Source organism: uncultured Odoribacter sp. (genome assembly GCF_937966165.1).
GTDB lineage: Bacteria > Bacteroidota > Bacteroidia > Bacteroidales > Marinifilaceae > Culturomica.
The window spans coordinates 1-18,655 of sequence record NZ_CALCLB010000013.1; the positions used below are offsets into that span (position 1 = coordinate 1).

Consider the following 18,655-nt stretch of genomic DNA (forward strand, 5'->3'; position numbering starts at 1 on the left):
GATCTGGCTGTATGTACCCTATGGAGCAAGGCGTTTGACGATTCGTCATGCTCAGCTGGGAGTATTGCGGAATTATGCTTATCCGGAACGTATCGAAAAAGCTTGTGTATATGAATTGGTGCTGACGACAGGGCAGGTAAAGACGGTGGTGGAAGAAGAGCTAGGCGGACAGTGGTTGGTGATCCTGACGGAACCGCAGGATGCAATGGTATATATAGACGAAATTTACGAAGTCGGGGAGGCTGGACGGGTACAAAAGTTTTTGCCTTTGGGGCGTCATACGTATCGGGTGGATTGTGCTTTGTATCATCCGGAAGCGGGGCAGGTGGAACTTTCTTCCGGGCAGAAAGCTGAATTATCGGTTGCATTGCGGCCGGCTTTTGGATATGTGGAAGTGAGTTCAGAACCGGAAACCGGAGCCCGGGTCCTGATCGATGGGGAAGAAGTTGGACAGACTCCTTACCGGAGCGAACGGCTAAAAAGCGGAGAACATCTGGTGGAAGTAGTAAAGCCACGGTACGCCCCGGTACGGCAGAAAATAACCGTAATGGATGGAGAAACCCAGGCGGTTCATCTGAAAATGCCGGCTAATTTTGGAACATTGGCCGTTACGGGCGATAAAGAAGCTGAAATCTGGATCAATGACGAAAAGAAAGGACAGGGAGAGTGGACGGACCGGTTGAATGCCGGGATGTATGTGGTGGAGGCCCGTCGTCCTTCCCATCGGTCTGTCCGTCAGTCGGTAGAAATAAAAACCGGGGAGACACTTTCGTTGAATATCGGTTCTCCTGAACCGATTTATGGTACTTTAAACATAAACAGTAGCCCGGGAGGAGCAGATATTGTGTTGAATGGAAAAGTCTGCGGGACGACTCCCCAAATCATACGGAACGTATTGATGGGTGAGAATAAGGTGCAACTGACAAAGCCTGGGTATGAGCAAATGACGCAGCTTTGTACGATAGAAGAGGGAAAAATATTGTCCCTCAACTGGACATTGTCGCCGGAGAGTACAAAAATTTGGAAAGAAACAGACATCGATTTTTCCGGTCTTCCTTCGTATAAATCCGGAACCAAACCTTTAATCGTAGGGCAACAAGCTTATGTATTATTCGTTGACCGGGAGCGTTCTTCTGGTTATACGAAATCTGTTTTTGCCAAGGATGAAGCTCAGAGCCGTATTTCCGGAAGAACGATAAATAAATATTATCACTTTAAAGCGCATAAGGAGATATTATCTGTAAAGGGATTTTATAAATACGATTTTCCTTCGGGAAAATGGATTTCTGCTGCCCGGCCCCCTTATCCGGTCCGTACGGTAGAGGTATCGGAAAACATAAAATACCCCTTAGATGAAAGTCAGATAAACTGGGGATTAGCGGCTGCCGGAAATTCTGTTTTTACTTTGGAGCAGGATTTTATCTATCTGCCGGAAAAGGATAAATGGGAGGCGGTACCGGTTCGCCTGAGGTGGGCTACGGCTTACCTGTTTCAGGATAAGATTGTTCTTTCATCTGTAAAAAATGATGCCTATACACTGACTGTCTACAATCCGGCGGAGAACCGTTCGGATTTATTGGTAAATGTCCCCTGCAAAAAAGGATATTTTTCCACTTTATCTGTATATGAAGGGAAAATATACTTTGTTGTCGGTCCTGTGAATAAGAAAAAGGTAAAAACAGCCCAGGTGTATTCAATCAATCTCCGAGAGAGGAAAGCGGAGCAGATCCCGGAAGCAGATGTTTCCCTGTACGAAAAATTACTGGAATCTCCTGCCGACCGTTATAAATTAGAGTTTAAAACAAGTAAAATATGAAATTGACTGGCATGAAATTTTTATTATTCGTTGTGTTGTTGATGGGAGTCTCTTTGGCAGAAGCCCAGCAAATTTCGGTTAAATCTTTCCGCAAACTGGAAAATGATTTGTCGGCCCGCACCGAGAAACGTATGGATCAGAATGGGGATGCGTGTGCCATCATTAAAGTGGTAGCACCGGAACAGGGATTTTATTTTGACGGAGACGGCAATGGGATTGTGGCTGTGGAACGGAAGATCGGAGAATATTGGGTATATGTGCCTTATGGTTCCCGTTATCTGACCGTTAAGCACGACAAGTTGGGAATACTCCGGGCCTATGCTTACGATGTACGCATAGATAAAGCTTGCGTGTACGAAATGGTTTTGACGACCGGCAAAATAGTGACAACGGTAGAAAATGCAATAACAGAGCAGTGGCTGGTCATTCATGTGGAACCCAAAGAAGCTATGGTTTATATCGACGATGTGTATGAAGCTGCAACGGAAGGGGTGGTACAAAAATATATGAAGTACGGGCAATATCATTACCGGGTCACCGCTCCCCTGTACCAGACAGAAGCGGGAACAGTTGAAGTGAAGGCGGACAAAAAAGCGGAATTGACGGTACAGTTGAAACCGGCTTTTGGTTATCTGAATATCACCTCTCAACCCGAGGCAGGAGCAAGGGTGTGGATAGATGAAGAAGAAGTAGGAGTAACTCCTTTTAAAAGCGGACGTTTGAAGGAAGGAAAGCACCTGCTGAAGGTCTCCAAAAACTTTTTTCATCCGGTAGAAAAAGAGGTGAATTTAAGTGCCGGGGCAACAGAAAGTATACCTTTTGTGATGCAGGCAGCGTATGGATTTATACAAGTCAATTCACAACCGGAAACGGGAGCGGATGTTTATATTGATGGGGTAAAGGTAGGGAAGACTCCTTTTAAAAGTGAACGTTTGAAAAGCGGGGAGTACCGGGTACAGGTCGTTTGTTCGATGTATCAGCCGGTAGAACAGCTGGTGACAGTAGCCGATAATCAGACGGCAATGGTGGAGGCAGGGCTCTCGGCTAATTTTGCTTCGGTTACCGTTATGACGGATCCCGATGCGGAATTGTGGGTCAATAACGAACTGAAAGGGAAAGGAAAATGGAGCGGACGGCTGAGCGGAGGGGTATGTGTGATGGAGGCCCGCAGGCCTTCTCACCGGACGGTACGGAAATCTCTGGAATTACAAGCCGGTGAGACGAAAACGGTTACCCTGGAAGCTCCTCAGCCGATATACGGCGCTTTGAACATCAGTTCTACTCCGGCCGGAGCGGAAATCCGTATCAATGGGAAAGTGTGCGGGAATACGCCTATGGTACTTCCGAAAGTGTTGGTAGGAGAATGCCGGGTCGAAATAGGGAAGGAGGGATATAATTCTTATGTCGGGAAACTGAATATTACAGAAGGAAAGATGGAAGAAGTGAAAGCGGAGTTGGAAATTTTCCGTTTTACGGCTGCAGAATTGAATGCCAAAGGAGATTCTGCTGTTCTTTTGAAAAAATACAACGAAGCTGCCGATTTTTATCGTCAGGCTTGTGAGAGAGGAGACGGAAGGGGGTATTATAATCTGGCACTAATGTATAAAAACGGTTGGGGGGTCGGAAGAGATACGGCTCAGGCAAAGTTACTTTTTAAGCGGGCTTTGGATGCCGGGGATGAAAATGCATGGCGGGCGAATGGAATATTGTTTCAACGGGGACAATGGGTGAAAAAGGGAGCTCTTCCTTTCTCTGCCGGCTATGGGGGAATCAGCTTTGTCTTCGGGAAAAAAATATATGTAGGAGGCAGGTATGGTACTAGTTTCTGGGAGTATGATACGGAGCAGGATAAGTGGTCTCAAAAAGGGAAATTGCCTCAGGAGATCTATGCTCCGGTATTTTTCGTTATCGGAAACCGGGGATATATGGGAGCAGCATCGGGTTATAAAGGTTCCCGGAAATTCTGGGAATATAATCCGGAAACGGATACCTGGACTGCCAAACGGGATTTTAAGGGAAATATCAGTTATAATACCTATGGATTTGCTTATCAGGGAAAGGGTTATGTGGGAGAAAAGAAAAAAGATAAATGGTGGGAATACGATCCGCAAACCGACCAGTGGACAGAAAAAGGAGAAGAGCCGGGAGGTTATTATGGATTTTCCAATGGAGAAAAAGCTTATATTTTGAATCGGAACTACCTTTATGAGTGCGATCCGGTTGCCATAAAGAATACGGTTTTGCCGGATTATCCGGGAGCTACGACTAATTTATCCGGCTGTGCCACGCCTCTTTATTTGTATCTTTCCGGTTATATTACCGGAAAAAGCAGGTCGTTTTATAGTTTTGACCTGAATACGAAACAATGGCAGGCGCTTCCCCAGGCTGAGTTCCAGAAATCCGCTTGTATTTGTGCCGGAAGCGGGAATAAGTTATATGTTTTTGACGGAGGAAAGGAACAATATACCTGGGAATATGATCCTTCGGAAATTTTGTTGCTGGAAAATACCGGAAGCCGTACGGTAAAAACTTCGACGGACCAGCAGACAACGGGACAAGGCCGGAAGAAGGTAAGTTCCGGCTCTGTCAATACGACAACTGCAACGAGCGGAAACAAAACTTATAAAATAGGAGATATCTATGAAGTAGGAGGTATGAAAGGAATGGTCTATCGGGTAGAGGGTGGAGGACAACATGGATGGGCCATCTCATTGAACCGGGTGTCTGATATTTCCTGGGGCGGGGCAAAACAGTGGTGTGAAGGAAAAGGCTGGCGTTTACCTACTTTGGAGGAAATTAAATTCCTGTATTCAATAAAAAATGCCATCAATACTTTGTTTTCCCATAGAGGAGGTTCCCCTTTAAATAATATATACTGGACTTCTACGGCTTATGGCGGAGGATTGATATACACCTGTAGTTTTTATACCGGAGTATGTAATGGTGGAAATAAAGACAGTAAACGGGCTGTTTTTGCCGTTTATAAATTTTAAAAGAATGTGATGAAATTTATTGTATTGCTTTTGTTCTTTCTTTCTGCAGGGATTGTACAGGCCCAACAGATTTCAGTCCAGTCTTTCCGGAAGCTGGAGACCGACTTATCGGCCCGGGGAAGCGAAGGACGTACGGATCAGAATGGGGACCGCTGTGCAATTATCAAAATTGTCACTACAGAAACCGGATTTGATTTTGACCCGGATGCCTTGGGAAGTATGGGAAGTGTTCAGAAAAAGGGGGAAATCTGGTTGTATGTACCTTATGGAGCAAGACGATTGACGATACGGCACGCCCGCTTGGGGGTTTTGCGGGATTATCTTTATCCGGAACGGATTGAGAAAGCCTGCGTTTATGAGATGGTACTGACAACGGGCATAGTGGAAACAATAGTACATGAAACGGTACAGAGCCAGTATTTAGTGGTAAAGACGGAACCGGAAGAATCTTTGATATATGTAGATGATGTGTACGTGGGAAGCGGACAGGAGGGGATACATAAATTATTATCTTTGGGTAAACACACTTACCGCATAGAATCACCCCTGTACCATCCGGAAGCCGGGACGGTAGAGCTGTCGGCAGAAGGAAAGTCTGAGCTTCACATTAAGCTGCGCCCGGCTTTCGGGTTTATCCGGGTGGTAACGGAACCGGAAAGCGGAGCTCAGGTGATATTGGATGAGGAATTGACAACGGGAATAACGCCTTGTATAACCGAAAAGGTTAAAAGTGGTTCCCATCGGATAAGAGTGATAAAATCCATGTATCAGCCTGTAGAACAAGAAGTAAGGGTTGAGGACGGAAAGACAGTTCTGGTGCAGCTTTCCCTTGTTCCCAATTTTGCCGAACTTTCTTTGATTGGAGAAGCAGGAGCAGATATATGGATAAATGGAGAAAAGAAAGGGACAGGAAGCTGGAAAGGGCGGGTAAATGCCGGATTATGCAGTATCGAACAACGGAAGCCGTCCTGCCGTACCCAGCAGAAAGAGATCGAATTGGAGGCCGGACAGCAGTTGACGCTGAAACTGGATCCCTTAGTCCGGATATACGGTATACTGGATATCAGCAGTAAACCGTCAGGAGCCGGTATTTATATTGACGGAGAATTTTTTGGAACAACTCCCGATAAGATTCAAAAAATAGGGACGGGTGAACATAAAATCCGGCTGGTTCTGGAAAATTATCAGGAGGGAGAAGAGACGGTGGTAATACAGGAAGGGAAAGTTTGCTCTGTTCAGGTGGTTTTGGAGAAAGGTCTTTCACCGGACCGGATAACTGCCCGGGGAGAGGCTTTGTATGAGTCAGGAAAATACCGGGAAGCCTATACTTGGTTTCAGAGGGCTGCAACAGCAGGTGATATGGTCGCTCAGAATTGGATGGGAGTGATGCTGGAAAGGGGTGAAGGCGTCCGTCAAAGTGCGGTACAGGCAGCAAATTGGTACAGAAGGGCAGCTTTTCAGGGAGATGCAAATGCCAGGTATAATTTAGGGCGTTTGTATGAGGAAGGAAAGGGAGTAGAAAAAGATCCGGCTCAGGCAGAACAATGGTATGAAAAGGCAGCCCGGCAGGGACATGAAAAGGCTGTCGCAGCTTTAAAACAAAGAAGAGGAGAAAGGGATTGTTTTGTTTGCGGAACAGTCTTTACAGATCCCCGGGACGGACAGCGGTATGCTACCGTACAGATCGGAAATCAATGCTGGATGGCCCAGAACCTGAATGTCGGACAATGGGTGAAAAGTTTTGACGGACAAACACACCGCAAAGCAGGCATACAGAAATTCGCCTATGACGACCGTCAGTCCAATAATGCGGTTTACGGCGGTTTGTACACTTGGTGGGAAACGATGTTCGGAGAGAATACAGATGGTATTAAATATGTAGAAGACAGTAGAACTATGGTCCAGGGGATTTGTCCGGACGGATGGCATATTCCCGGCGACGCGGAGTGGAGGATGCTGGCGAGCGAAGCTGACCGGTTGGGTACGTTTACAGAAAAGATGCCTGCAGGAGGATACCGCTCCCGGAAAGGAGAATTTTTCCAGGCGGGAATTTTCGGGTATTGGTGGTCGTCTGCTTTGGGGAATAATAATGAGGCTTGCGGAATGCTGCTGGACCTCTCCTCTGAAAAATGGAAGATAGAGAGCTGGGAAAAAGAACGTGCCTTTAGTGTACGTTGTGTCCGGAATTGATTGGCGGGTTTCGGGGGAGGACATTGGAAATAAACTTTTAAAATAGAAATAAAATGAAAAAGACAGTCGTTATTTTACTTTTGGTTTTTCTGCCTTTTTGGGTATGGAGTCAGAGCAAAAGGGAATTGGAAGAATTTGCCCGTAAACAGAAACAGGAGCAGGAACGGTTAAAACAGGAACAGGAGAAAGGACTGGTAGACTTGCTTGCTGAATATGAAAAATATGTGATAGCAGAACAGAAAGCTTACGCTGCTTTTAAGAAGCAGGTGGAAAAAGAGTGGGGAAAAGGGAATGCCGTGGAAAGTACTAATAAGGACTGGGTGGAGTATTCTGACGATCATAAAAGCCGGAGTATCGTGGATTTTGAAAAAGGAGAGGCTAAAGTTGAGATAATTTTGGGAGAAAAGGAAGGGCTGGATACAGAAAAGTTAAGACGGAAGTTGGAAAATGAAGTAATCCGTTTGATAGAGAATAGAGGAACTTCCAAAGATTACGATACGGAATACGAAAAACGGCGGCAACTGGGCGAAGAACCTGTATTGGCCGGGCAGGTGGAAACCCCGGAAGGCGGGAAGATTTCCAAAGAAAATCTTCCGGAAGCAGCGAAGGAAATTGTTGAAAAAGGAGAGCCGGAGATAAAAAAGGTAAAGGGAGAGGACGGGAAAGAACGGGAAGTCGTCGTCTTTTCTCTGCCTTTAGCCCCCGATCATATCCGGGTAAGAGCCAAACGGTATGAAGCTGAAGTGGAAAACTTCTGTACTAAATATGGTTTTGACCCGGCTTTGGTATACGCAGTCATTCATACAGAATCTTATTTTAATCCTAAAGCTAAATCTTATGTACCGGCTTACGGACTGATGCAGATTGTTCCTCATTACGCAGGTAAGGATGCCTATCGGTATGTGTACGGAAAAGACAAACGTCCTACAGCTAATTATTTGTATGAGCCACAGAATAACGTTGAATTGGGAACAGCTTACCTGCACCTTTTGTATACGCGTTCTTTTCAAGAGGTGAAAGATCCCAGAAGCCGGATGCTGTGCGTGATCGCTGCCTATAATACGGGAGCGGGCAATGTCAGCCGGGCTTTTACCGGAAATACCCGTTTGAGCAATGCAATCCCTAAAATTAATAAATATAGTTATGAGGATTTGTATACTTATCTGTCGCGTCGGTTACCGGCTCAGGAAACCCGGGACTATATCCGGAAAGTGACGGAAAGAATGCAGCAATATATGCAGTGGAGAAGTTCTTTAAACTGATCACCCGGGTTTATTGAATGCCTGTTAAAATCGCCTCGCTGAGGAGGAAATCTTCGGTTCTGAACGGAAAGTAGCGGGTCCAGAATAGATAGGTTTCCTTCGGCAGCGAGGCGATAGCACCTTCCCCCGTCCCCGGGGTTATTTTAGCCATTTATCCAGCCAGGCTTTAAATGTCCTTTGCCAGAGGATACCGTCCTGGCAACCCAATACCCAATGACATTCTTCAGGGAAGTATAAATACTGGGCCGGGATGCCGCGCATGCGGGCAGCATTGAAGGCTCCCATTCCCTGTGAAGCATCGATACGGAAATCTTTTTGTCCGTGTATGACTAATATGGGAGTATCCCAGTTGCCGACAAATTTATGAGGGGAATTGGCATAGGTACGCTGGGCAATTTTGTTGTTTTTTTCCCAGGGTGCTCCGCCTAAATCCCATTGTGCAAACCACATCTCTTCGGTATTATAGTATTGCATTTCCAGATCAAAGATACCGCAGTGAGCAATAAATGCCTTAAAGCGTTTGTCGTGGTGGCCTGCCAGATAGTAAACGGAATAACCCCCATAAGAGGCGCCGATACATCCCAGACGGTTTTCATCGATATACGGTTCTTTTTTAGCTGCGTCAATTGCGGAAAGATAATCTTTGATGTTCTGTCCGGAGTAATCTCCGCTGATTTGTTCCAGCCATTCCTGACCGAAACCCGGTAAGCCGCGCCGGTTAGGCGCAACGATAATATAACCGTTGGCAGCCATTTGCTGGAAATTCCAGCGGTAGCTCCAGAATTGGCTGACCGTACTTTGGGGACCTCCTTCGCAATAGAGGATAGCCGGGTATTTTTGATTCGGGTCGAAATGAGGCGGATATATCATCCACACCAGCATGTCTTTGTTGTCGGTGGTTTTTACCCAGCGTTTTTCCACTTTTCCCATCGTCAATTGGTCGAGAATCCGTTTGTTGATAAATGAAAGTTCTTCGTCTTTGCCGGTATTGGGATCGGTCCGGTAAATTTCTTCCGGTTTGCTCATGGACACCTGGGTCGTGATCAGACTACCGTTTACAGGGGCTACAGAAGTGTAGTTGTGAACGCCGTTTGTATGTTTTTTAATTTCTCCGCTATTTGTATTGAGAGAATAAATTTCGTCCGTAGCCTGGTAATCGGAGATAAACCAAATGGTCGTGTTGTCGTCGTCCCAGGCGAGATTACCGACGCTTTGATCAAAATTCCGGGTAAAATCCTTTTTTTCGCCGGTCCGGAGATCCATGACGAAAAGCCGGTTTTTATCGGCTTCATAACCGTCCCTTTCCATGCTCTCCCAGGCCATTTTTTTACCGTCCGGAGAGATTACCGGATTCTTATCATATCCCATCATGCCTTCTGTCAGGTTGACGGTAGTACCGTCTGCCGTATTATACGCATAGAGATCGGTATTGGTAGAGAAGGCATAATCGATACCGTATTTTTTGCGGGAGGTGTAAATGAGTTTTTGACCGTCGCGGGTCCAGGTCAATTGTTCTGTACCTCCCCAGGGACGTACAGGAGATTCCCATTTTTCGTCTTTCATAATATCCTTTCCGGAAGTGATCGGCTGCATAGGGGTATAATCCGTAACGAAAATATGGGTATAGCCGTCCACCCAGTCGTTCCAGTGCCGGTAAAACTGCCCGTTAATGATCCGGGCTTTGGCTTTGGGAAGGTCCGGATACAGATCCTGAACGGTGGGTTCCAGTTTTACGTCTTTGTAATAGGCAATTTTACTCATATCCGGAGCATATAAATACCCGTTGATGCCTCCTTCGATTTGAGTAATTTGTTTTGCTCCGGATCCATCGGGATTTATTTCCCAGAGTTGCCCTTTAGCCAGGTAAGTGATTTTTTGGCCGTCCGGTGTCCAGCCGGCTTCCCCTTCGTTATAATCGGTATCGGTGATTTGGGTAATGGTCCCGTCAGCTAGTTGCATAACATACAGATCGGTATAAGACCGGTCTTCTTCTTTATTGAAATAGGTGACTCCATAAACGGCTTTACTGCCGTCCGGAGAAATGGCGGGAGTGCTGATACGGCCGAAGGACCAGAGGACTTCCGGAGTCATAATGTCGGAACTGAGTTTCTCATCCGGTGTTTTATAGCCTTTCCGGGCTTCTGAATTTTCTTTTTTATTATCGCAAGCCATAAGTGATAATAAGAGGAGTGTAGGATAAATAATACTTTTCATAGGTAAAATGATGATGTGTAAAATTAAGAGTCCGGCAAAAAAGGGAGAAAGTAAATAGGTATCCCACTTATCACTTCCTCCCTTTGTTTGCTTTCTCCGAATTTTCCGCTTTTCGGTGACTTATTTAGTTTTCTGCAATTTCAGCATCAGTTGCATGGTATTCTGAACCGTTCATGGCAGCAACAATTTTTAAACGCAACTCTTCTGCCAGTTCAGGATTGTCCATGATCATTTGTTTGACGGTTTCACGGCCTTGGCCGAGTTTACTGTCTCCGTAAGAAAACCAGCTTCCGCTTTTTTTAATTACATTGTATTCCACACCTAAGTCCACGATTTCCCCGGAAAGAGAAATACCTTCCCCGTACATGATATCGAATTCGGCTTTCCGGAAAGGAGGAGCCACTTTGTTTTTCACCACTTTGACGCGGGTATGGTTTCCGAGTATGTCTTCCCCGTCTTTGATGGGTCCGATTTTCCGGATGTCCAGCCGTACGGATGCGTAAAATTTCAGAGCATTTCCACCGGTTGTCGTTTCAGGGTTTCCAAACATAATACCGATTTTTTCCCGGAGCTGATTGATAAAGACACAACAGGTATTGGTTTTACTGATCGTACCGGTCAGTTTTCTCAGGGCCTGCGACATCAGCCGGGCTTGCAACCCCATGACACTGTCGCCCATGTCTCCTTCGATTTCAGCTTTCGGAGTGAGGGCAGCTACGGAGTCGATCACAATAATATCGATGGCTGCCGAACGGATCAGCTGATCGGCAATTTCCAAAGCTTGTTCCCCATTATCCGGTTGGGAAATAAAAAGGTTTTCCGTATCTACACCCAATTTCTCAGCATACGCCCGGTCGAAAGCATGTTCTGCATCGATAATGGCGGCAATTCCGCCCTGTTTTTGAGCTTCTGCAATGGCATGAATTGCCAGGGTCGTTTTTCCGGAAGATTCCGGACCATAGATTTCAATCACCCGCCCTTTCGGATAACCGCCTACACCTAAGGCTTTATCCAAAGAAATAGAACCGGACGGAATGACCGGAATATTCTCGATTTCGTTTGCTCCCAGCTTCATAATACTCCCTTTCCCGAAATTTTTTTCGATTTTATCGAGTGTAAGTTGTAATGCTTTTAATTTGTCTTGATTGATTTCTTTTGAAGTCATGCTATTTAAATTAATAATGAACAATAAATATTACCGGTAAAGTCTTGTTGCTCTTAACCGATAATCTGCGAAGCATGATCTTTGGTATTCACTTTGGTAATGATTTTTTCGATCATGCCTTTTTCGTCTATCAGAAAGGTGGTACGAAGTACCCCCATATATTTTCGTCCGTACATGGATTTCTCCGCCCAGACCCCGTATTTTTCCAGAATTTGTTTTTCAGTGTCTGCAATTAAATTGAAAGCCAGGTTATATCTGGCTATAAACTTCAGATGAGAGGCCGGAGAATCGGGGCTCACTCCTACGACCTCATATCCTTCCTCTGTGAGGCTTGCATAATGATCGTTCAAATTGCAGGCTTCTGCCGTGCAACCGGAAGTATTGTCTTTCGGGTAAAAATACAAAATTAATTTTTTACCTTTAAAATCATTAAGAGAGAGCTCTTTTCCGTCTTGGTTTATACCTTTGAAGTCCGGAGCTTTGTCTCCTTCTTTGAGTTGGATCATACTGGGCTTTTTCTTTTTGAATTTTACTTTTTTCAACGCTTTTCCCTTCTTTTTCCGGAGGGACCACTTATACAAAAGTACGAATATTTTGTGGAAAACAGATGTTTTTAGCTCTGTTTATTTACGACTTGTGGATTAAAAAATCTTATCTTTGTACATAGAATGTAAAGAAGAAAAAATGGAATTTATAGAAGCACATAATCTGACCGGTTTATTGATCGGGATATGCACTTTTTTGATTATAGGTTTATTTCATCCTCTGGTGATCAAATGTGAATATTATTTTGGAACGCGTTGCTGGTGGATGTTTTTGTTGTGGGGAGCCGGAGGAATTGCCGGAGCCCTGTATGTCAGGGAAATTTTCTGGTCGTCTTTATTGGGTGTTTTTGCCTTTTCATCTTTTTGGACAATTCTGGAAATTTTTGAACAGAGGGGAAGAGTGAAGAAAGGCTGGTTTCCGATGAACCCGAAGCGGAAATCGGAGTATGAAGATAAATAAGCAGATTAGATTAAAATAAGCATGGAAGAATATTTGAAGCTTTTGACTGAAAGTTGCCGGAATACTTTGGTGGAATGGTTAGGAATGGAATTTACGGCCATAGGAGAAGGATGGCTGGAAGTGCGTATGCCTGTCGATCACCGTACCTGCCGTCCGGACGGGGCATTGCACGGAGGGGCGAATATGGCTTTGGCGGAGACGGTGAGCGGTGCTTTGAGCTCCATATCAGTTCCCCGGGAATTGCGTTATAAAGTGTACGGGATTGAGATCAATGGAAATCATATGAAGCGGGCAAGCGGGCATTTTGTAACCGGAAGGGCCTCTTTTCTTCATAAAGGAAAACGTACCCACGTTGTACAGGTGGAAATACGGGACGAGGACAAAACACTGATTACCGTAAACCGGGTGACAAACATGGTGGTAGAAGGCTAGCGGAAGGCTGCTGCTGCCGCTTATCCCAAATGTTTATAACCCCATTGTTTCAAAGCGAAATCCCAGTTTTTTTCCACTAATTCTATTGTGCGGGCTTCGTATTGATAGGCGTTCTTTTTATATCCTTTTTTCTTGTCCAGATAACGGATAATGTCTTCTTTCGCCTTTTCAAAACCGGGTATGGAAAGGGTTTGGTAGATTTTTTCAGTTACAGCTAAAGCATCCTTTTCATAATCTTCGAATTTTATTTCGATCAGATTGCCTGCCGGGATCAGTTGTTTATCCTCTTCATATCTCCGGTATAGGCGTTTGTATACTTCTATGATATTGGCCTCCAGTTCTTCGTTGGAAATATTTTGTAATTTAAGGGGTTGTATCGTGTTCCGGAAGAAACTTCGGGTAGATTCGAATACGGTATAAGGGTTCCTTATCAGATAGATAAACTTGGCATGGGGGAACATTTCCAGGATTTCCCGTATATGTCCCGTATGGGGAGGGTTTTTGGAAAGGAATTGTTCTCCCTTCGTATTCCAAAGCGAGATTTTGATAAGCTTTAAAAAGGTCGTTTTAAAAGCTTGTTTTTCTGCTGCTGTGGCTTGCTCCATCGTGAGGTATTTATCGCAATATTCCAGCATATTTTGAGGCAGAAACCAGAAATTGTAATAACTGTAGGGAAACATATTGGAAAGAGCGAATTCTTCTTCCTGGGGGAGATCGACGTTTAATTCCATGTTATCGGTAGGCCGCTTGTCAGGCATCAGCCAGGACATGGTCTTTTTGAAAAAAGGTTGTCCCCACAGCATCAGGTGCGGAAATACCGTTTGGTAAGTCGTGGTATAGCCGAAATGTTTGTCGTGGGCCAGTACATTGTGTACAAAAGTGGTCCCGCTGCGCCAGTGTCCCAAAATGAAAACGGGCTCATTATTGACAGCTTGGTTTTCCAGTCTTTTCCGGTAACGGCGTTCTTCGATCCCGTTCAACCGGCTTAAAAGCCAGCAAATCGCTTTCGTCAACCGGTATTTGGTCCGGTATCCCTTATCAATGGTCTGTTGCGCTGTAATCTGTTTAAATGTTTTCCAATCGGCCCCTACTAAGGTATTTACCGGTAATTTCTGAAATTCGAGTAGCCCCATGTTTCTTTTTTACAATTTGGTTTTTCTCCGGTTGTTACAATGTTTTCAAAAGGTCTTCTACTGAAGAAGATACTTTATTGGTTTCGGCCCGGCAATTGGTGATTTGTTTCCCGTTTGCCGTATAAGCGATACAAATGACAATTAAACCCTGTTGACAAAGAAGGGCAGCTATTTTTCCGATTTCTGCTGTTTCCCGGCTGTCCAGGACGACTACGGTTTTGCCAATATCGAACAACCGCCGCTCCAGGGTGTAGCCGAATTCTACAGCAGCTTCGCCGGAAATAGCATAGATATGCCCCTGTTGTTCGTATAAATGAGCCCGGGCTTCCGGACTTACAAGCGAATGGCCGGACTGCATATACTGGCGGTCCTCTTCGGTGATGTTGGTCGACAAATCCCGTGCATTGACTTTATCGATAATCATACCGACTGCAGAGGTATTATTTGTAACCGGATCGATCAGTATAAAGGCTCCGGTATTTTTATTTTTCCGGTAGGGGTCAAAAAACAAAGGTTTGTTGGAGGTGAATACCACTCTTCCGATTTCGTTTAATTCGAGGGCGTCGGTCATGGATTGTTCCATGGTATTCACATTCACTTTATAACGGATCTGGTCGATTTTTACCCGGGTGAGATTGGTCGTATGCTTGATAAAAAATTGTTGTTCCGGATCCATTTTCGTTTCGTCCATCCACACCAGCATGGCCTCAAAATTGCGGTCTATACAGGGTAAATTGTCCGGATGTACTAACATTTCTCCCCGGGATACGTCAATTTCGTCTTCCAGTGTCAGGGTAACAGCCTGGGGAGGAAATGCCATATCCAGTTCTCCGTCAGATGTGACAATTGATTTTACTTTGGATCTTTTCAGGGAGGGGAGAGCCATTACTTCATCTCCTTTCCGTATTATTCCCGAAGCTACCGAACTGCTGAATCCCCTGAAGTCCAGGTTAGGACGAAGTACATATTGCACCGGATAACGGAAGTCTGTAAAATTTTTGTCGCTTTCGATTTTTACGGTTTCTAAAAATTCCAACAATGGTTGTCCCTTATACCAATCCATATTTGATGAATATTCCACTACATTATCCCCTTTTAAAGCCGATAAGGGTATGCATTGTATATCCGGAATGCAGAGAGGGGCGGCAAATTTCTGGTAGTCGTTTACAATTTTGTCGAAAACTTCCCGGCTGTAATTTACTAAGTCCATTTTATTGACAGCCAGTACGACATGCTTTATTCCCAGCAGGGATACCAGGTAAGTATGTCGACGGGTTTGTGTAATGACACCTGTACGGGCGTCCACCAGGATGATAGCCAGATTGGCTGTAGAACCCCCCGTAATCATATTCCGGGTATATTGTTCGTGTCCCGGTGTATCGGCAATAATGAATTTCCGGTGATTGGTTGAAAAATACCGGTATGCCACGTCGATTGTAATCCCCTGTTCCCGTTCGGCCTTGAGTCCGTCTAATAATAAAGCGTAGTCAATATTATCTCCGGCATTTCCGTATCTTTTGGTATCCCGTTCCAGGGCATCCAGTTGATCTTCGTACAGTTTTTTACTGTCGAACAACAACCGGCCGATCAGCGTAGACTTTCCGTCATCTACCGATCCCGCCGTCAATAAACGTAATAAATCTTTTTTTTCGTCCCGGTCGAGGAATTCCTTTATATTTAATTTTTCTGCCATCTTGATTGAAATTTGCAATTCCTGCCCGGAATCATTCCCGGGAGGGCTTTCCGTTTTATGTTTAAAAATAACCTTCCCGTTTTTTCTGTTCCATACTGGCATCCTGATCGAAGTCGATCACCCGGGTTGTTCTTTCGGATTTGGTTGTGGTCATCATTTCTTCGACGATTTTTTCTATCGTATCGGCTTCGGATGCAACAGCGCCTGTAAGGGGATAACAACCCAGGGTCCGGAAGCGTACTTTTTTCATTTCAGCCCGTTCGCTGTATTCTCTGGGCATACGGTCGTCGTCGACCATAATCAGATTCCCGTCTATAGTGACAATCGGTCGTTCTTTGGCGAAATAAAGGGGAACGATGGGAATATTTTCCATTCGTATGTATTGCCAGACGTCTAATTCGGTCCAGTTGGACAGGGGAAATACCCGTATAGATTCTCCTTTGTGAACCCGGGCATTGTAAAGGTTCCACAATTCTGGCCGCTGATTTTTAGGATCCCATTGATGAAATTTGTCCCGGAAAGAGTAAATCCGTTCTTTTGCCCGGGATTTTTCTTCATCCCGTCTCGCCCCACCGAAGGCAGCATCGAATTTATATTTATCCAGTGCATTCAATAAAGCCTGGGTCTTCATCAGATCGGTATGAACCTTGCTCCCATGGGTAAAGGGACCTACTCCTTCCCGGAAAGCCTTCATATTGGATTCGACGATCAGGTCCCAACCGTATTCTTTGGCATATTTATCCCGGAATTCAATCATTTCCCGGAATTTCCATTTTGAATCAATATGCATTAACGGGAAAGGGACTTTTCCCGGATAAAAGGCTTTTTCTGCCAGCCGTACCATTACGGAAGAGTCTTTCCCGATGGAATAAAGCATGACCGGATTTTCAAATTCAGCTACCACTTCCCGGATGATATGGATGGATTCCGTTTCCAGTTCTTTTAAATGACTTAATTTATATTCTGACATATTTTTTTATATAATCAATAAAAGGATCTCCCTTCTGTTATTTTCTGCCCCTTTGTGTTTTTGTCAGGAGCAGAGAAGAGACGCCTATATCAGGGCACAAATTTAATTTTCGGTTCAATGACTTCCAATAGTATTTTTACCGATTCTTCCAGAGAATAACGGGAAGTGTCGATTGCTAAAAAGGGATGTAAAGGAGCTTCAAAAGGAGCGGATATTCCTGTGAAATCCCGGATTTCTCCTTTTCTGGCTTTTTTGTAAAGACCTTTTACATCTCTTTTTTCACATTCTTCCAAGGGGGTGCTTACATATATTTCCAGAAAATCGTTTTCCCCGATAATTTCCCGGGCCATTTGCCGGATAGCTCTTGTCGGACTGATAAAAGCCGCGATCGTAACCACTCCGCAATCCACAAACAGTTTGGAAACTTCTGCAATTCTCCGTATATTCTCCGTACGGTCGGTTCCGGAAAAACCCAGGTTATTATTAATTCCGCTGCGGATATTGTCTCCGTCTAATATACGGGTCAGAAATCCTTTTTTATATAACTCCCGTTCCAAAGCAATAGCCAATGTACTTTTACCCGAACCCGATAACCCGGTAAACCAAATCATTGCACTTTTTTGATGCAACAGTTGTTCCCGGTCTGAACGCTGCAGCATTTGGTCGAATATCGGATAAATATTGATGTTTTTTTCCATATTTTGTCACTCTTACTCTATTCATAAAATAACCTTTATCGGAAGGATAAAGGCAGCACCGGAAAGGAGTATTTATTTAAAGTAATTATATTTCATTCTGCTCTCCGGTTTGATATCCCTTTATTATTTTACAATAAACCAGGGATTATGTAAATCTTCTTTATTGTATTGAAGCGGTGTTTTCCCGTCTGTCATAAAGATATTTTTACCTGCAGCTAAAGCTATGGCATGACCTGCCGCCGTGTCCCATTCCATTGTCGGGGCAAAACGCGGATATATATTGGCAGACCCTTCTGCAACCAGACAAATTTTCAGGGAACTTCCGATGGAGGTCAGTTTAACCTGTTTGTGCTCTTTTTTCAATTTTTCGATAAATTCCTGGGTTTCCGGAGTCAGGTGGGAACGGGAAGCTACAATGGTATAAGGATAATTCCCTTTTACCAGCGGAAGCCGGAGGGCACGGGAACGAACTTCCGAAATGGCGGAGACACGCAGCGGTTCTACCGCCAGTGCCTTGTAAGCACCATTTTCTGCCGAGCCGTAATACAATTCTTTTTTTACCGGTACGTAGATCACTCCCAGAACCGGATTCCCTTCAGAGATCAGGGCAATATTGACAGTGAATTCCCCGTTTCGTTTGATAAATTCTTTAGTACCATCCAGCGGATCTACTATCCAGCATGTTTTCCACTGTTGCCGCTTTTCATAATCGGCTGGATTTCCTTCCTCACTCAATACCGGATAAGAAGTATTTTCCAATACATTAATAATCGTTTTGTGGGCTTCTTTATCGGCTTGTGTTAAAGGAGAGTCATCTGCTTTTCGTTCAATATCCAAATGCGAAGCCGGATCATTGTAAATTTTCAGTATTGCTTCTCCGGCTCTTAGAGCGGCTTCTATCGCCAGATTTAATAATTTTTCCATCCTTCTTTCTTTCTGTAGCCGTGCAAAGATAGTATTTATTTTGGAAAATGAATTTATCTGTAGGGCGGGTTTATCGTGGAATATATTTTTCTGCACCAGCAGAAATATTTCCTCTCAGCTGAATATGTATGAACGCTTCGCTGATCCGCAACCCCCGGTA

The 18,655-nt window shown here is 44.6% G+C and carries 14 protein-coding genes; 6 read left to right on the forward strand and 8 right to left on the reverse strand.

Features of this window, described 5'->3' with window-relative positions; genetic code table 11:
* The 4 genes from Q0465_RS05845 to Q0465_RS05860 form a co-directional block, all read left to right on the forward strand.
* Positions 1 to 1,816 (forward strand): PEGA domain-containing protein (locus Q0465_RS05845; protein WP_298614013.1); only part of this gene is annotated, 1,816 nt, incomplete at its 5' end.
* Positions 1,817 to 1,827: 11 nt separating this feature from the next.
* Positions 1,828 to 4,809, forward strand: a complete 2,982-nt coding sequence (locus Q0465_RS05850) for a PEGA domain-containing protein (RefSeq protein WP_298614015.1) — start codon at positions 1,828 to 1,830, stop codon at positions 4,807 to 4,809.
* 9 nt (positions 4,810 to 4,818) lie between these two features.
* Positions 4,819 to 6,999 (forward strand): PEGA domain-containing protein, encoded by a 2,181-nt coding sequence (locus Q0465_RS05855; RefSeq protein ID WP_298614017.1) that lies wholly within the window; start codon positions 4,819 to 4,821, stop codon positions 6,997 to 6,999.
* Between the two features lie 53 nt (positions 7,000 to 7,052).
* Positions 7,053 to 8,261, forward strand: coding sequence for a murein transglycosylase domain-containing protein (locus Q0465_RS05860; protein WP_298614019.1), 1,209 nt, complete (start codon positions 7,053 to 7,055; stop codon positions 8,259 to 8,261).
* 138 nt (positions 8,262 to 8,399) lie between these two features.
* Here the strand turns inward: Q0465_RS05860 and Q0465_RS05865 are convergent, their stop codons facing one another.
* The 3 genes from Q0465_RS05865 to bcp form a co-directional block, all read right to left on the reverse strand.
* Positions 8,400 to 10,475: a S9 family peptidase gene (locus Q0465_RS05865; protein WP_298614021.1), complete on the reverse strand. Its 2,076-nt coding sequence runs from the start codon at positions 10,473 to 10,475 to the stop codon at positions 8,400 to 8,402.
* Between the two features lie 124 nt (positions 10,476 to 10,599).
* Positions 10,600 to 11,640 (reverse strand): recombinase RecA, encoded by a 1,041-nt coding sequence (recA, locus tag Q0465_RS05870; protein ID WP_298614023.1) that lies wholly within the window; start codon positions 11,638 to 11,640, stop codon positions 10,600 to 10,602.
* A 53-nt stretch (positions 11,641 to 11,693) separates the two neighbouring features.
* A complete protein-coding gene (gene bcp / locus Q0465_RS05875) occupies positions 11,694 to 12,146 on the reverse strand; it encodes a thioredoxin-dependent thiol peroxidase (protein WP_298614025.1) in 453 nt (150 codons plus the stop codon).
* Between the two features lie 178 nt (positions 12,147 to 12,324).
* Here bcp and Q0465_RS05880 point away from each other — a divergent pair, with 178 nt between their 5' ends.
* Positions 12,325 to 12,645: a DUF4491 family protein gene (locus Q0465_RS05880; RefSeq protein WP_298614027.1), complete on the forward strand. Its 321-nt coding sequence runs from the start codon at positions 12,325 to 12,327 to the stop codon at positions 12,643 to 12,645.
* A gap of 21 nt (positions 12,646 to 12,666) precedes the next feature.
* Positions 12,667 to 13,077, forward strand: a complete 411-nt coding sequence (locus Q0465_RS05885; protein ID WP_298614029.1) for a PaaI family thioesterase — start codon at positions 12,667 to 12,669, stop codon at positions 13,075 to 13,077.
* 20 nt (positions 13,078 to 13,097) lie between these two features.
* Here Q0465_RS05885 and Q0465_RS05890 read toward each other — a convergent pair whose 3' ends face one another.
* The 5 genes from Q0465_RS05890 to cysQ all read right to left on the reverse strand — a co-directional run bounded on the left by Q0465_RS05890 (position 13,098) and on the right by cysQ (position 18,495).
* On the reverse strand, positions 13,098 to 14,210 hold the full coding sequence (locus Q0465_RS05890; protein WP_298614031.1) for a sulfotransferase: 1,113 nt from the start codon (positions 14,208 to 14,210) through the stop codon (positions 13,098 to 13,100).
* A gap of 34 nt (positions 14,211 to 14,244) precedes the next feature.
* Complete coding sequence (gene cysN / locus Q0465_RS05895; protein ID WP_298614032.1) at positions 14,245 to 15,903, reverse strand: sulfate adenylyltransferase subunit CysN; 1,659 nt, start codon at positions 15,901 to 15,903, stop codon at positions 14,245 to 14,247.
* A 61-nt stretch (positions 15,904 to 15,964) separates the two neighbouring features.
* Positions 15,965 to 16,873 (reverse strand): sulfate adenylyltransferase subunit CysD, encoded by a 909-nt coding sequence (cysD, locus tag Q0465_RS05900; RefSeq protein ID WP_298614033.1) that lies wholly within the window; start codon positions 16,871 to 16,873, stop codon positions 15,965 to 15,967.
* Positions 16,874 to 16,962: 89 nt separating this feature from the next.
* Positions 16,963 to 17,571, reverse strand: a complete 609-nt coding sequence (gene cysC / locus Q0465_RS05905) for an adenylyl-sulfate kinase (RefSeq protein WP_298614034.1) — start codon at positions 17,569 to 17,571, stop codon at positions 16,963 to 16,965.
* A 123-nt stretch (positions 17,572 to 17,694) separates the two neighbouring features.
* A complete protein-coding gene (gene cysQ / locus Q0465_RS05910; RefSeq protein WP_298614038.1) occupies positions 17,695 to 18,495 on the reverse strand; it encodes a 3'(2'),5'-bisphosphate nucleotidase CysQ in 801 nt (266 codons plus the stop codon).
* Positions 18,496 to 18,655 lie beyond the last annotated feature (160 nt).